16 protein-coding genes and 1 tRNA gene are annotated in these 13,674 nt (G+C 69.6%); 10 read left to right on the forward strand and 7 right to left on the reverse strand.

Going from position 1 to position 13,674, the window contains the following annotated elements:
• Together C471_RS11230 and C471_RS11235 are read left to right on the forward strand one after the other, a co-directional pair.
• The coding region (locus C471_RS11230) for a M24 family metallopeptidase (protein WP_004049088.1) at nt 1-647 on the forward strand (647 nt) is incomplete at its 5' end.
• Between the two features lie 257 nt (nt 648-904).
• On the forward strand, nt 905-1,201 hold the full coding sequence (locus C471_RS11235) for a DUF5789 family protein (RefSeq protein ID WP_004049089.1): 297 nt from the start codon (nt 905-907) through the stop codon (nt 1,199-1,201).
• Nucleotides 1,202-1,266: 65 nt separating this feature from the next.
• Here the strand turns inward: C471_RS11235 and C471_RS11240 are convergent, their stop codons facing one another.
• Nucleotides 1,267-2,478 carry a cation:proton antiporter gene (locus C471_RS11240; protein WP_004049090.1) on the reverse strand — a complete coding sequence of 404 codons (1,212 nt, stop codon included), beginning with the start codon at nt 2,476-2,478 and terminating at the stop codon, nt 1,267-1,269.
• A gap of 78 nt (nt 2,479-2,556) precedes the next feature.
• Nucleotides 2,557-3,036 (reverse strand): cation:proton antiporter regulatory subunit, encoded by a 480-nt coding sequence (locus C471_RS11245; protein ID WP_004049091.1) that lies wholly within the window; start codon nt 3,034-3,036, stop codon nt 2,557-2,559.
• Between the two features lie 132 nt (nt 3,037-3,168).
• On the opposite strand from C471_RS11245, the gene C471_RS11250 reads away from it, so the two are divergent.
• The 3 genes from C471_RS11250 (at nt 3,169) to C471_RS11260 (ending at nt 5,799) form a co-directional block, all read left to right on the forward strand.
• On the forward strand, nt 3,169-3,477 hold the full coding sequence (locus tag C471_RS11250) for a DUF7562 family protein (RefSeq protein WP_004049092.1): 309 nt from the start codon (nt 3,169-3,171) through the stop codon (nt 3,475-3,477).
• A 46-nt stretch (nt 3,478-3,523) separates the two neighbouring features.
• Nucleotides 3,524-4,411 (forward strand): hypothetical protein, encoded by an 888-nt coding sequence (locus C471_RS11255; protein WP_004049093.1) that lies wholly within the window; start codon nt 3,524-3,526, stop codon nt 4,409-4,411.
• Between the two features lie 86 nt (nt 4,412-4,497).
• On the forward strand, nt 4,498-5,799 hold the full coding sequence (locus tag C471_RS11260) for a ribonuclease catalytic domain-containing protein (protein WP_004049094.1): 1,302 nt from the start codon (nt 4,498-4,500) through the stop codon (nt 5,797-5,799).
• 59 nt (nt 5,800-5,858) lie between these two features.
• On the opposite strand, the gene C471_RS18230 is transcribed toward C471_RS11260, so the two are convergent.
• Together C471_RS18230 and C471_RS11265 are read right to left on the reverse strand one after the other, a co-directional pair.
• A complete protein-coding gene (locus C471_RS18230) occupies nt 5,859-5,987 on the reverse strand; it encodes a hypothetical protein (RefSeq protein ID WP_004049095.1) in 129 nt (42 codons plus the stop codon).
• Nucleotides 5,988-6,366: 379 nt separating this feature from the next.
• Nucleotides 6,367-6,438, reverse strand: a tRNA-Ala gene (locus tag C471_RS11265).
• A gap of 264 nt (nt 6,439-6,702) precedes the next feature.
• Here C471_RS11265 and C471_RS11270 point away from each other — a divergent pair.
• The 3 genes from C471_RS11270 (at nt 6,703) to C471_RS11280 (ending at nt 9,455) form a co-directional block, all read left to right on the forward strand.
• Nucleotides 6,703-7,491, forward strand: coding sequence for a DUF120 domain-containing protein (locus C471_RS11270; protein WP_004049096.1), 789 nt, complete (start codon nt 6,703-6,705; stop codon nt 7,489-7,491).
• On the forward strand, nt 7,491-8,222 hold the full coding sequence (ribB, locus tag C471_RS11275) for a 3,4-dihydroxy-2-butanone-4-phosphate synthase (protein WP_004049097.1): 732 nt from the start codon (nt 7,491-7,493) through the stop codon (nt 8,220-8,222). Before C471_RS11270 ends, ribB begins: the two co-directional genes overlap by 1 nt.
• A gap of 150 nt (nt 8,223-8,372) precedes the next feature.
• Nucleotides 8,373-9,455 (forward strand): branched-chain amino acid transaminase, encoded by a 1,083-nt coding sequence (locus tag C471_RS11280; protein ID WP_004049098.1) that lies wholly within the window; start codon nt 8,373-8,375, stop codon nt 9,453-9,455.
• A gap of 51 nt (nt 9,456-9,506) precedes the next feature.
• Here C471_RS11280 and C471_RS11285 read toward each other — a convergent pair whose 3' ends face one another.
• Nucleotides 9,507-10,229: a DUF502 domain-containing protein gene (locus C471_RS11285; protein WP_004049099.1), complete on the reverse strand. Its 723-nt coding sequence runs from the start codon at nt 10,227-10,229 to the stop codon at nt 9,507-9,509.
• 89 nt (nt 10,230-10,318) lie between these two features.
• Entirely contained in the window at nt 10,319-11,158 is an 840-nt protein-coding gene (locus C471_RS11290; protein ID WP_004049100.1) for a proline dehydrogenase family protein, read from the reverse strand.
• Between the two features lie 148 nt (nt 11,159-11,306).
• Here C471_RS11290 and C471_RS11295 point away from each other — a divergent pair, with 148 nt between their 5' ends.
• Complete coding sequence (locus C471_RS11295) at nt 11,307-11,849, forward strand: CDP-2,3-bis-(O-geranylgeranyl)-sn-glycerol synthase (RefSeq protein WP_004049102.1); 543 nt, start codon at nt 11,307-11,309, stop codon at nt 11,847-11,849.
• Between the two features lie 84 nt (nt 11,850-11,933).
• The gene (locus C471_RS11300) at nt 11,934-12,947 is read left to right on the forward strand and encodes an aldo/keto reductase (RefSeq protein ID WP_004049104.1); all 1,014 of its coding nucleotides are present in this window, start codon (nt 11,934-11,936) and stop codon (nt 12,945-12,947) included.
• Nucleotides 12,948-12,972: 25 nt separating this feature from the next.
• On the opposite strand, the gene hisH is transcribed toward C471_RS11300, so the two are convergent.
• Complete coding sequence (gene hisH / locus C471_RS11305) at nt 12,973-13,632, reverse strand: imidazole glycerol phosphate synthase subunit HisH (RefSeq protein ID WP_004049106.1); 660 nt, start codon at nt 13,630-13,632, stop codon at nt 12,973-12,975.
• Nucleotides 13,633-13,674: the final 42 nt, after the last annotated feature.

Below are 13,674 nucleotides of genomic sequence, written 5' to 3' on the forward strand. Positions count from 1 at the left end.
TGGCGGCCGCCGACGAGACGGTCCGGGACCTCCGCGACCTCGGCGCCGACGCCGTCGGGATGACCGAGCGCGAACTCGCCGACCGGATCGCCGACCGGCTGGCCGCCCACGGCGGCGAGGGGACCGCCTTCGAGACGATCGTCGGCGCGGGACCGAACGGGGCGAGGCCGCACCACGGGCACGGGGACCGCGAGATCCGTGCGGGCGAGCCGGTGGTGCTCGACTTCGGCACCCGGGTCGACGGCTACCCCTCCGATCAGACGCGGACGCTCGTCTTCGACGGCGAGCCGCCGGCCGAGTACGAGCACGTCCACGAGACCGTGCGAGAGGCGCAGGCGGCCGCGGTCGAGGCGGTCGAACCGGGCGTCGCCGCGGAGGCGGTCGACCGGGCCGCCCGCGAGGTCATCGAGGACGCCGGGTACGGCGACGCGTTCGTCCACCGCACCGGCCACGGGGTCGGGCTCGACGTCCACGAGGAGCCGTACATCGTTGCCGGCAACGACCGGGCGCTGGAGCCGGGGATGGTCTTCTCGGTGGAGCCGGGAATCTACCTCGACGGGCGGTTCGGCTGTCGGATCGAGGACCTCGTCGCCGTCACCGATGACGGGTGCGAGCGGCTGAACGACACCGATCGCGGCTGGCGGTGAGGAGACGGCCTCCTCGAAAAAGCGGCGCAGGGACCTCGCGCGCCGTTCCGGCACGCGATCGCGGGAGTCGTGTGCGTGATCCCAACCAGCACTTGCTGCCGCAGCGCATAATCCTAACACCGAATTATTTCGGGTTCCCCGGGCCGACTCGCGCGAGGTCGCCACCGCGCGGCGTCGGGCCGGGCGTCGCCCGGTTCCGCCCGCCGCCCCCGGTTCGCATCGAAACCATTAGTGTCGCCGGAGCGAAAGCGCCGGGTATGAGCGACAACGACGAGGCCGAGGCGGAGGAGACGGAGGAGCCCCCCGTCGAGCTTGGCGAGGGTCCGGACGTGGCGGGCGAGCCGATCGCCCGCGTCGCGTCCCGGCTCACGTGGCCCGCGAAGCGCAGCGACCTGCGCGCCCAGGAGGGCGACGCGACGATCCGGACGCCCGAGGGCGCCCGCGCCCTCGACGACGTGCTCGCGGAGTCGGAGGTTCCCCTCTTCGAGAGCCGGAGCGAGTTCGTGACCGAGGTCGAGGAAGTCGTCGGCCGCGGTCCGGTCGCGACCGAGTAGCCGTTCCCGATTCGCTTTCGCTCCCGGCGTCTTCTCCCGTTCGCCGCCGATATCGCCTCGACTGATTACAGCCGATCAGGTCCCCCCTCCCCCGCGTCTCGCTCCAGCCACGAGGTTGCGACCGACTCGAACGGCCCGGAGTACTGCATCAGCGTCGTGCCGAGGATCGCCATCACGAGTACGTAGCCGACCGCGAACGCGTTGATCGTCGCCGCGAGCGCCGGGTCGAACGCGCCGGCCTCGCCCGCGGTCACCGCGATCGTCGCGATGATCAGCGAGAACTCCCCGCGGGTGGTCATCCCGAGCGCGACGCGGGCCGACCGACGGGCGTCCAGGTCGAACGCGCGCCCGGCGAGGAAGCCGGTGACGAGCTTCGTCGGGGTCGTCACGACCACCGCGAGCGCGATCAGCGCCGCCACCCCGCCGAACAGGAGCGGGTCGGTGACGAGCCCGATCCAGAAGAAGAACACCGCCGCGAACGTGTCGCGAACGGGTTCGAGCAGCGCCTCGATGTCGTGTGCGTGCTCCGTCGAGGCGAACGCCATCCCGACGAAGAAGGCCGCGACCGCCTCGCTGACGCCGAGCGCGAGCGCCCCGCCCGCGACCAGCACCACCGCCGCGATCGACCGGAGCGCGACGAACTCCCGGTTGTCGGTCTCGACGAGCTTGGCGAACGCGGGCGTGCCGAACCAGACGAGCGCCAGGAGACCGAGGATGAACCCGATCGCGATCCCGATGTCGACGACGGCCGCGCCCACGTCGCCGCCGCCGAGGGCGATCGCGGACGCGACCGCGATGTACACCGCGATGAACAGGTCCTCGTAGACGAGGGTGCCGAGCATCGGCTCCGCCTCGTCGTTGGCGATCCAGCCGAGGTCGATGAGCGACTTCGTGATCACCGCGGACGAGGAGATGTAGACGATGCCGGCGATCAGGAACGCCGGCAGGAACGCCCCGAAGACGAGCCAGCCGAGGACGAACCCGACCCCGAAGTTCGCGAGGTCGATCGTCCCGGCGGTACCGATCTGGGTCCGGCGCGCGAGCAGTCGGTCGAGGTTGAACTCCAGCCCCAGGAAAAAGAGGAGGAAGACGATCCCGAGCTCCGCGCCGATCGCGATGAACTCCGACTCGGCGATATACGCTGTTCCGATCACCGGCAGCGAGAGGCGTCCGAGCACGAACTCGCCGAGCGCCATCCCGCTGACGATGTAGAAGGGGATCACCGACTGGCCGAACCGGTCCGCGAGCGCGCCGACGCCGGCGATCGCGGCGAACATGACCCCTAATTCGAGGAGGGCCTCAGCCACCGACGCTCACCTCGCCGCCGCCCGGCGAGGCAACGTCGCATCGACCGCTCATCCGGTGAGGATCTCCTCGAACGCCTCGCAGTTCTCCGGCGTCCCCACCCCGATCAGCGTGTCGCCCTCGCGGAGGGTGGTCTCGGCGCCCGGGCTGTCGATCACCTTGTCGTCGCGCTGGATCGCGACGACCGCGAGCCCCGTTCGGTTCCCGATGTCGGCGGTCTCCAGCGTCTCGCCGACGAGCGGGGATCCCGGGGGCAGCTCGTACCACTCGAGGAGGATCCCGCCCGGTAGCGTCGTCTCCTGGGTGTCGGGCTCGACCGGCTGGAAGTACGCGCCCTCGACGATCGACCCGATCGTCCGGGCGAGGTCGTCGCCGAACTCGAACACCTTCTCGGAGTCGGCGTCCGGCTCGGGTCGACGGAACACCTCGCGTTTCCCCGTGTTGTGGATGACGACGATCATCTCGCCGTCGTCGAGTTCGATCTCGAACTTCTTCCCGACGCCCGGGAGGTCGGATTCCGTGATCGGCATACCGGAGGCAAACGAGGCCACGGTCTTAGTAGTGTAGTTCGGGCCGCGGTCGGCCCCCTCCGGGCGGCGGTCCGTCCGACGGGCGTCTGTCGCGCACCAAACGCTAAGTACGCCCGGTCCGAGGGAAGTGGTATGTGGCGCTCCCGGAAGAGCCGGGACCGGCGGACGGTGATCTGCATCGCGTGTGGCGACTCCGTGCTGCGCGAGAACGCGCGCGAGTACGACAAGGAGGGTGACCGCTGGAACCGGCGCGACAAGGAGTTCGAGTACCTCTGTACCGACTGCGACGACGAGATCTGTCACCAGCCGCGGGACGGGCTCGAATCGCTGATCCTCTCGATCGAGTCGGACGGGCTCTCCCGCGAGGAGTTCCTCGACCGGTACGCCGACGCCGTCGCCGACGCCGGCGAGTCGCCCGAGCGCTCGGAGCGCGACCGGTAACGCGATCGACACGCCTTCCTCACCGCGTTCGAAACCCGAGTGACGCATGTCCCTCCACCCGACGCTCCCCGTCCCTCCGGCTCTGCTCCAGACCGCGATCGATCCGCTCCCGACGCTGATCGGCGTCGCCGCGCTGCTCGTCGGCCTCGCGTTCCTCGCTCACGGCGGGCGGGGCTCGCTCGACGCGCTCCGCGTCGCTCGCGCGACCGCCACCGACCCCCGGTCGCTGCAAGCCGGCGACCGCCGGGTGCGGGTGTCCGGACGCGCCGAACCCGCATCGGGCGCTCACGGGGGCGCCGACGACCGGGAGGACGACAAGGGGAGCGGCGACGCGGCAGCCGCCGAGACGCTCCCCGCCCCGTTCACCGACGAGGCGTGTCTCTGCTGCGCGTACGACGTGTCGGAGTACAAGAGCCAGGGACAGGGTCGGTCCTGGGTCTCGATCGACTCCGGCGAGGCGGGAGTCCCGTTCCGAGTCGTCGTCGACGGCGCCGGCGTTCGCGTCGACCCCGCGGCCGCCGGCTTCGCGTTCGGCGTCGACGAGGACGTCGAGGTCGGGGCCGACGAGACGCCGCCCGAGCGCGTCCGTCGGTTCACCGACGCGGTGGAGGCGGTCGACGAATCGGAGACCGGGTGGGAGTTCGGTCCGCTCACCCTCGGCGACGACCCAAAGCGCCGGTACCGCCAGCGCGTCCTCCGTCCCGGCGACGACGTGACGGTCGTCGGCGACGCGACCGCCTTCCCGGACGCGCCGGTCGGCGAGGTGAAAGCGCGGATCGACGGCGGCTCTCCCTTCGTCGTCGGCGACGCGAGCGCCCGCCGGACCGCGCTCCGGCTGGTCGGGCGGTCGGCGGTGCCGGTCGTCCTCGGCCTCGTCTCGCTCACCGTCGCAGCGTTCGCCCTCTCGCCGATCCTCGGCGCGGTCGTCGGGTGAGCGCCGCTCCCGTCTCGCTCTCTCGGTCGGACGAGGCCGCCTCTCCGCCCGACAGGCCTTTCTAACGGACCCGCCTTGGTCTCCGTATGTCAGACGACGAGCCGAAACCGGGGTCCGCGGAGGACCAGGGTCCCGTGACGATCACGCCGGAGCTGGCCGACCGCCTCGCCGAGAAGCGGACGGAGCTGTTCGAGGAGTTCGAGATCCGCGACGAGTTTCCGAACGAGGTCATCCGCGAGGCCGAGGCCCGGACCGAGGGCGTGTACGAGGAGATCGAAGCCGAGATCGACGAGCGGGAGGACCTCCGCGACCTGACGACGTGGACCACCGACCCGATCGACGCGCAGGACTTCGACGACGCCATCTCCATCGAGCGGGAGGAGGGCGCCTACCGGCTGTGGGTCCACATCGCCGACGTGACCCACTACGTCACCCCCGACACCGCGATGTGGGAGGAGGCGGTCCAGCGGGCCAACACCGTCTATCTGCCCGATTACACGATCCACATGCTCCCGCCGGTGCTCGCCGAGACCGTCTGCTCGCTCGTCCCGAACGAGGACCGGCTCGCGCACACCGTCGAGATGGAGATCGACGACGAGACGCTCTCGTTCGAGAACATCGACATCTACAAGTCCGTCATCAACTCCGACGAGCGGCTCACCTACAACGAGTGCGAGGAGCGGCTGGAGGACCCCTCCCTACCCCTCGGCGAGGAGAACGCGCTCGCCTTCGAGCTCGCCGACCGCATGCACGAACAGCGCAAGGAGGACGGCTCGCTCGTCCTCAATCCCCGTCGGGACCGCGCCCACACCATCATCGAGGAGTCGATGCTGAAGGCGAACAAGGCGGTCACGCACACGCTGATGTGGGACCGCGGCGTCGAGGCGATGTACCGCGTCCACCCGCAGCCGACCCCCGACCAGTGGAACGAGGCGCTCAAGGAGATCCAGGAGCTCGACTCCGTCTCCATCCCCGGCGACGCGTGGGGCGACGACCCGCGGAAGGCGGTCAACGCCGCCCTCGAAGAGTCGCCCGGCCGCCAGCTCAACAAGATCCAGCGCGCCGTGCTGAAGGTGATGCCTCGCGCGAAGTACATGAACGACCCGTTCGGCGGCCACCACGCGCTCAACTTCGACATCTACGGCCACTTCACCTCGCCCATCCGCCGGCTCTCCGACACGATCAACCACTGGATCGTCCACGAGAACGACGTGCCCGAGAACCTCATCGAACTCTGCGACCACGCCAGCGACAAGCAGAAGGACGGCGAGACCGCAGAGCGGCTCTACAAGCAGTTCCTCCAGGAGGTCGGGCTCGATCCGCACGCCGTTAACAACCGCGGCGTCGAGGTCGTCGAGGATCCCGAGGAAGCGAAGCATACCGCCTGAAGGGCGACGATTTCTGATTACTCCTCATCGTTCCACTCTCGTTTTCGGCCTCTCGTCGGCTACGTCGACGCCGTGTACAGCAGCAGCCCGACAGCGACGAGAGAGACGAGCAGGATCCACCCGACCATGATAATCCCCATCTGACGGTGCGTGAGGTTCTGTCCCTCAAGGATCTCGGAGATGCCCATACGTCGCCAAACTGACTCGGAGTATATAAGCGGTCTGGGTCGGAAGTCGGTGGCTCTTCTCACGGCTGACCGCCTCGCGTTTCCGTCGCCAGGCGGCGGGGGAACCAAGGGGCCGCCTCTTCCGTCCGGTCTGCGATCAGCCTCGTTTCGGCGAATCCGACCCAAATCGATAGAAACGAGGCCTCTGATTGCGGTTTGTGTATCCTCGAAGAAACGAACGACTAGACGGATGGAGTGAGTGAAGAAGTGGACTCGCGGGGATTTGAACCAGAACCAGACGTGCTCGCTCGCTTCGCTCGCTGCGCGCGACTGGTAGGGTTCAAATTCGCGCTCGTTACAGATTTGCGCCGCTCGCGACATTGCTCGCGGCGCAAAATTATGGACTCGCGGGGATTTGAACCCCGGGCCTCTTCCTTGCGAAGGAAGCGATCTGCCGCTGATCTACGAGCCCGCACCCGAAACCAATCGCCGTTCGTATTTGTACCTTACCTTTCGGCGACCCGCACGCGGGTGCTTCCCATTCTCACGCTGCGCGGCGGCGTCACAGCTCGCGACGATGCCCGCCGATACCGACGGTGTTAGGTACCGGGGTCGACGAGGTTCAGTCGACTTCGAGGGCGACCGATCGCCGGTTCCCACTCCCAACCCGATTAACGTTTCTGGGACGCATCTCACTTCCGTTACTCTTTTGCGTGCGGACGACCCAGATCCGGACATGGCAGAAGCGACGTCGACGGCGGACCCCGACCCGGCCGCGATCGCGGCCCTGAAACACGTCGGGCTCGTCGGCGGCCTGAGCGAGACGAAGGTGTCGTGTGCGGCCCTCGGCGACCGGCTCGACGCCTCGACGCAGACCGCCTCTCGGCGGCTCCAGACCCTCGAGTCCGCGGGGTACGTCGAACGCGACGTGGTCGGCGACGGCCAGTGGGTGCGCGTCACCGACGCAGGCGAGGCGGCCCTCCGCGCCGAGTACGCCGACTACCGCCGGCTGTTCGAGACCGACGTGGAGCTCGTGCTCCGCGGCGCGGTCACCGGGGGGATGGGCGAGGGGCGCCACTACATCACCCTGTCCGGCTACGCCGAGCAGTTCCGGTCGCGGCTGGGCTACGAGCCGTTCCCGGGCACGCTCAACGTCGATCTCTCCGCGGAGAGCGTCCGCCGGCGCGGCGAGATGGCCGGCATCGACGCGGTCCCGATCGACGCGTGGGAGGGCGAGGACCGCACCTACGGCGCGGCCTCGTGCTACGGCGTCACGCTCGTCGCCGGCGACGAGCGCTACGAGGAGGTCCACGCGATCGTCCCGGACCGGACCCACCACGACGACGACCAGCTCGAGCTGATCGCCCCCGAGCGGCTCCGCGACGCGCTCGACCTCGACGACGGCGACGCGGTCGAGGTCCGCGTGGCCGCGACGAGCCGGGCGGACGCGCCCGAGGACGAGGCGGAGTCAGAGTCGGAGTCGGAAGAGAGCGGGGCGGGCCCCGTCGAGACGGAGGTCGCCTGATGCGCGCCGACGTCGACGCCGACGCGGAGGTCGCGCCCGCGGACGCCGACGCGGGTCCCGGCTCCGACGCCGACTCCGTCCGGCGCGCGCTCGACGCGTTCCGCGCGGGCGACCCGGTCTGCGTCCACGACTTCGCGGACCGCGAGGGGGAGACGGACATTATTTATCCGGCCGGCGCCGTCGACGAGGCGGCGGTCGCCCACATGCGCAACGACGCGGGCGGGCTGATCTGCGTGGCCGTGAGCGACGCCGTCGGCGACGCGTTCGACCTCCCGTTCCTCGCGGACGCGCTCGACCACCCCGCTGTCGACGACGACCCCGAGTACGACGACCGCTCCTCGTTCTCCCTCCCCGTGAACCACCGCGAGACGTTCACCGGGATCACCGACGAGGACCGCGCCCTGACGATCGTCGAGCTCGCGAACGCGGCCGCCGCGGCCGACGCGGACCCGGACGCGTACGGTCCCGAGGACTTCGCCGCGGAGTTCCGCGCGCCCGGTCACGTCCACGTGCTCCGGGGCGCCCGCGACGGTCTGCGCGGCCGGACCGGCCACACGGAGCTCGGGCTCGCGATGGCCGAGGCGGTCGACGCCGCCCCCGCCGCCGTGGTCTGCGAGATGCTCGACGACGAGACGGGCGCTGCGCTGGCGCCCGCGGACGCCGAGGCGTACGCTCACCGGCGCGGGATCCCTTACGTCGAGGGGGCCGCGCTCGTCGAGGCGCTCGAATAACCGGCCGTCGCGCCGTGCGGTGGCGCACCTCCGAGCGGAGTTGTCGGCCGCGTGGGGCCGAGGGGCCGGAGCGTCGTTGGCGTCGATCGCGTAGACCGCCGCGTTCTCCGCATGTCACAGATTTAAGCCCGCCGACCGCAACCTCCGGGTATGGGATTCGACGAGATGGACGTCGACACGATCTGGAAGAACGGTGAGTTCCTCGACTGGGAAGACGCGACCACTCACGTTCTGACCCACGCGCTCCACTACGGGAGCGGCGTGTTCGAGGGCGTCCGCTGTTACGACACCGAGCGGGGACCGGCGATCTTCCGGTGGGACGAACATCTCGACCGGCTGTTCGACTCCGCGAAGATGTACGACCTCGACATCGAGCACTCCCGCGAGGAGATCACCGAGGCCACCCTCGAACTGCTCGACCGGCAGGACCTCGAGTCCTGTTACATCCGGCCGATCGCCTACTACGGCTACGACTCGCTCGGCGTCTCGCCGAAGGACTGCCCGACCGACCTCGTCCTCGCCGCGTGGCCGTGGGGCGCGTACCTCGGCGAGGAGGCGCTCACGGACGGCGTCGACGTGATGGTCTCCTCGTGGCGGAAGCACGCCTCCTCGCAGGTGCCGACGAACGTCAAGACCACCGGCCTGTACGTCAACTCCATGCTCGCGGGCGAGGAGGCCCGCCGAAACGGCTACGTCGAGGCCATCGTCCTGAACAAGGAGGGCAACGTCGCCGAGGGTCCGGGCGAGAACATCTTCGTGGTCAACGACGGCGAGATCTACACCACCGGTCCCGCGCAGTCGATCTTGGAGGGGATCNCGCCATCAGAGATGTGTATAAGAGACAGCGTCGAGGCCATCGTCCTGAACAAGGAGGGCAACGTCGCCGAGGGTCCGGGCGAGAACATCTTCGTGGTCAACGACGGCGAGATCTACACCACCGGTCCCGCGCAGTCGATCTTGGAGGGGATCACCCGCGACACCGTCATCGAACTGGCGGAGGAGCGCGGCTACGCCGTCCACGACGAGGCCGTCATCTCCCGTGGACAGCTGTACACCGCCGACGAGCTGTTCTTCACCGGCTCCGCCGCCGAGGTGACCCCGATCCGGTCGGTCGACGACACCGAGATCGGCGCGGGCACCCGCGGCCCGGTCACCGAGGAGCTGCAGAGCGCCTTCTTCGATCTGGTGGAGCGCCGGACCGACGCCCACGACGACTGGTTCACGTACCTGTAGGCCGGCTCTCGCCGTGGGCTTTCACTCGCCGCCGATCGGTTCCGTCCCGGATCAGTCCCCGCCGCCCGCACCGTCGCTACCCCCGTCTGTCGACCGACGCTCGGACTCCCCGGGCGTTCCGTCGGTGCGGACCCCGCCGACGCCGCCGGGGCGTCCGGTGGCTCCCTCGGGCGCGCTCTCCTCCTCGACGGGGACCTGATGCGCGGACTCGGCGAAGCCGGCCGAGAGGACGCGGGTCATCCCCTCCTCGACGGTCTCGCCGGTCTCCTCGATCTTCTCCGGTTCGACCTCGATGACGAAGCCGGTGGTGATGTTCGGGGCGGTCGGCATGAACAGGACGATCTTCCCGTCGCGGGTCTTCTTCCCGGTGCGGAACGCGGTCATGCGGATCCCCGGCCACGTCTCGATGTACACCGGGCTCTGTAGCTCGTCGGTCCCCGAGACCGCCGTCTCGATCGCGAGCTTCGAGGCGTTGTACACCACTCGCAGCGCCGGGATCCGGTTTATCGCGCCGTCCACGGTCGACTCCGCCAGCCGGCCGAGCGTCGTCCGCATGAAGTAGCCGACCGCGAGGACGCCCGTCGCGAACACCGCCAGCGCGATGATCACTCGGGAGACCGGCTCCAGCGGCGTGGGGATGATCGCCGGCTGAAGCTCCTCGATCAGCGGGATCGACGCGATGTACTGGTAGATCCACTGGAGGACGAGAAGCAGCACCAACAGGGGGGCCAGCACGATGAGGCCGCTGGCGAAGTCGCGTTTCCACGTGGACATCTATCGAGTCCGTATCTGTCGGCAATCCTTAAAGGGGCTTCTACGTGCCGAGCGGTCCCAGCGGACGCTCGCCGGAGCGTGGCCGCCCGTCATCGCCCTACGACCGCCCGCAGCGCGAACGTCAGGTTCTGTCTGCGCTCGCGGACCCGCCGGTAGAAGTACGAGAGCCACTTGGTCCCGTACGGCGCGTACTGGGCCACGTCAACCCCCTGCGCGGCGAGGTCTCGCTGGGCCGCGTCGCGGACGCCCATCAGCATCTGGACCTCGTAGTCGGTCCCGTGCTCCCGGGCGAGCCGGTCGGCGAGCGCGATCATCCCGGGGTCGTGGCTGCCGACCGCGATCCCCCGGTCGCGGCGCTCGAACAGGAACCGGAGGTCATCGCGGTACGCCTCGTTAACCCGCGACTTCTCCGTGTACGCGATCGACTTCGGCTCGTCGTACGCGCCCTTCACGAGCCGGAGCTTTCCGGGCACGTCACCGAGGCGATCGAGGTCCTCGCGGGTGCGCTTGAGGTTCGACTGGACGCACTGGCCGACGCTCCACGGGTACTCCGCGGCGATCGACTCGAAGGCGTCGAGGGTCGCGTCGGTGGTGTCGGCGTCCTCCATGTCACACCAGACGAACGCGTCCAGCTCGTGGGCGCGGGCGACGATCTCGCGGTAGTGCTCCTCGAACAGATCGTCGGACACGTCGAGGCCGATCTGGGAGGGCTTCACCGAGATGCAGGCGTCGAGCCCGCTGTCGGCGATGTCCTCCAGGAGCGCGAGGTACGCATCGGTGTCGGCGCGGGCGTCGGCGGGATCGTCGTAGTGCTCGCCGAGCAGGTTCAGAATGACGGCGACGCCGTCCTCGTTGCGCGCTCGGGCGTGCTCCAAGGCTTCCGGGACGCTCTCGCCCGCGACGAACCGCCGCGCGATCGGAGGGATCATACCGTTTCTCGGGGCGGTAGCGACTTCATTGTTGTCGACCGGGGCGGCAGTGCGGGCGGCTTTCGACTGCCGACCGCTGGCCGGTCTGTCGGCCGCCGATCGCATTCGGATCCGGGATTTATATACCCCGGACGGCCGACGGTCGGGTATGATCGGTCCGCTCGTCGCGACCGCGTTCTGGGCGATGTTGCCCGCCTACGTGCCGAACAACGCCGCGGTGCTCGCGGGCGGCGGCCGCCCCATCGACGGCGGTCGCGAGTGGCGCGGCGCCCGCCTGCTCGGCGACGGGAAGACGTGGCGCGGCACCGCGGTCGGTACCCTGACCGGTGTCGTCCTCGCGCTCGCGCTCAACGCCGTCGCCGCCCCCGCAAGCGCCGCGATCGGCGTCGATCTCCCGACGTTCGCGCTCCCGGCGGCGTTCGCGCTCGCGTTCGGCGCGATGTGCGGCGACATCGGCGCCTCCTTCCTCAAGCGTCGGTCGGGCAGGGAGCGCGGGGCGGCGTTCCCCGTGCTCGACCAGCTCGACTTCGTCGTCGTCGCGCTCGCGGCCGTCTTCGTCGTCGACACCGACTGGGCGCTCGCGGTGTTCACCCCGTCCGTCCTCGTCGTCGTGCTCGTGATGACGCCGGTCCTCCACGTCGTCACGAATGTCGGCGCCTACGCGCTCGGGCTGAAGAACGAGCCGTGGTAGGTCGCCCGGATCCTCGACACGAGTTCGCACGCCTCATCCGCTTGCTGTAGGTTTTTGCGGCGACGCGCACAAGCGATCGATCAGATGACTCCCGAACTCGACGAGATCGACCTCGACACGGTCCCGCTCGGCCGGACCGGACTCCGAACGAGCGAGCTCCAGCTCGGCACGTGGCGGTTCGGCCGCGTGACCGAGGCGGGCAACGTGGAGATCGACGAGGCCCGCGCCCGCGAGCTGCTCGACGGGTACGAGGCCGCCGGCGGGCGCTACATCGACACCGCGGACGTGTACGGCGGCGGCGACTGCGAGCGCTGGATCGGCGACTGGCTCGACGAGCGCGACCGCGAGCGCTACACGATCGCGTCGAAGGTGTACTGGCAGATCCGCGACGGCGACCCGAACAGCCGCGGCACGAACCGCAAGAACGTCCGCCACCGCGTCGACGCCCTCCTCGATCGGCTCGACACCGACTACGTCGACATCCTCTACATCCACCGCTGGGACGACGAGACGCCGGCTCGCGAGCTGATGAAGACCCTGAACGGGCTCGTCGAGTCCGGCAAGGTCCACTACCTCGGCGCCTCCACGCTCCGCCCGAACGCCTGGAAGGTCGCCCGCGCCAACGAGATCGCCCGTAACGAGGGCTGGGAGCCGTTCACAGTGCTTCAGCCGCGCTACAACCTCGTCGACCGCGAGGTCGAGGGGGATTACCTGGAGTTCGCGCGCCAGCGCGACCTCGCCGTCTCCCCGTGGAGCCCGCTCGGACAGGGCTTCCTGACCGGGAAGTACGACCGGGACGAGGACCTCCCGGAGGAGTCGAAGGCCGCCGAATCGAGCCGCTTCCAGGAGGCGTACCTCACCGAGGAGAACTTCGACGTGCACGACGAGCTCGACGCCGTCGCCGACGAGGTCGACGCCACGCCCGCGCAGACCGCGCTCGCGTGGCTCGCCGGCCGCGACGGCGTCACCGCGCCCATCGTCGGCGCGCGCACGACCGACCAGCTCGCGGAGAATCTCGCGGCCGCCGCGATCGACCTGTCCGACGAGCAGATCGACCGGCTCACCGCCGCGAAGCCCGGCCCGTACGACGGGCTGTGAGCCCGTTCGATTCCTGACTCGGGGCCTACCGCTCCGCGCAGTACTCGACGAAGTTCCGGAGGATCTGCAGTCCCGTCTCCCCGCTCTTCTCCGGGTGGAACTGCGTGCCGAACACGTTGCCCGCCTCGTTGGCGACGACGGCCGGGAAGTCGACGCCGTAGTCCGCGGTGGCGACGACCGCGTCCTGGTCGTCGGGCGCCGCGTAGTAGGAGTGGACGAAGTAGGCGTACTCCCCGTCGACCCCCTCGACCAGCGGGTGGTCGCGAGCGACGTCGAGCTCGTTCCAGCCCATGTGCGGTACCTTCCGGTCCACGTCGAACCGGACGTTGGTACCGGGGATGAGATCGAGACCGGTCACCTCGCCTTCCCCCTCGTGGTCGGCCTCCTCGCTGGAAGTCAGGAGCATCTGCATCCCGAGACAGATCCCGAAGAGAGGACGGCCGGCGTCGGCGTGGTCCGTCAGCGCCTCGCGCAGGGGGCCGGCGTTCTCCATCCCCTCGCGGAACGCGCCGACGCCGGGGAGGACGACGCCGTCGGCGGCCGCGAACGCCTCGGGGTCGTCGGTGATCTCGACCGACGCGCCGGCGCGCTCCAACCCGCGGGTCGCCGACCGGAGGTTCCCGAGGCCGTAGTCGACCAGAACCACGTCCGCCAGCGTCTCCGCGGGCGGCTCGAAGGTGCTCATACGTCCCCTCGGAGGGGGACGGAAAAGTCGGTTTCCCTTGTG

It is taken from the genome of Halorubrum saccharovorum DSM 1137 (genome assembly GCF_000337915.1).
Classification (GTDB): domain Archaea; phylum Halobacteriota; class Halobacteria; order Halobacteriales; family Haloferacaceae; genus Halorubrum; species Halorubrum saccharovorum.

Bases quoted from the DNA above. Each gene is read 5' to 3' on its own strand.
- hisH (WP_004049106.1), bottom strand. From the start codon at position 13,632: ATGAGCACCTTCGAGCCGCCCGCGGAGACGCTGGCGGACGTGGTTCTG.
- C471_RS11290 (WP_004049100.1), bottom strand. From the start codon at position 11,158: ATGATCCCTCCGATCGCGCGGCGGTTCGTCGCGGGCGAGAGCGTCCCG.
- C471_RS11285 (WP_004049099.1), bottom strand. From the start codon at position 10,229: ATGTCCACGTGGAAACGCGACTTCGCCAGCGGCCTCATCGTGCTGGCC.
- C471_RS11260 (WP_004049094.1), top strand. From the start codon at position 4,498: ATGTCAGACGACGAGCCGAAACCGGGGTCCGCGGAGGACCAGGGTCCC.
- C471_RS11295 (WP_004049102.1), top strand. From the start codon at position 11,307: ATGATCGGTCCGCTCGTCGCGACCGCGTTCTGGGCGATGTTGCCCGCC.
- C471_RS18230 (WP_004049095.1), bottom strand. From the start codon at position 5,987: ATGGGCATCTCCGAGATCCTTGAGGGACAGAACCTCACGCACCGTCAG.
- C471_RS11255 (WP_004049093.1), top strand. From the start codon at position 3,524: ATGTCCCTCCACCCGACGCTCCCCGTCCCTCCGGCTCTGCTCCAGACC.
- C471_RS11300 (WP_004049104.1), top strand. From the start codon at position 11,934: ATGACTCCCGAACTCGACGAGATCGACCTCGACACGGTCCCGCTCGGC.
- C471_RS11250 (WP_004049092.1), top strand. From the start codon at position 3,169: ATGTGGCGCTCCCGGAAGAGCCGGGACCGGCGGACGGTGATCTGCATC.
- ribB (WP_004049097.1), top strand. From the start codon at position 7,491: ATGCGCGCCGACGTCGACGCCGACGCGGAGGTCGCGCCCGCGGACGCC.
- C471_RS11240 (WP_004049090.1), bottom strand. From the start codon at position 2,478: ATGTTCGCCGCGATCGCCGGCGTCGGCGCGCTCGCGGACCGGTTCGGC.
- C471_RS11270 (WP_004049096.1), top strand. From the start codon at position 6,703: ATGGCAGAAGCGACGTCGACGGCGGACCCCGACCCGGCCGCGATCGCG.
- C471_RS11235 (WP_004049089.1), top strand. From the start codon at position 905: ATGAGCGACAACGACGAGGCCGAGGCGGAGGAGACGGAGGAGCCCCCC.
- C471_RS11245 (WP_004049091.1), bottom strand. From the start codon at position 3,036: ATGCCGATCACGGAATCCGACCTCCCGGGCGTCGGGAAGAAGTTCGAG.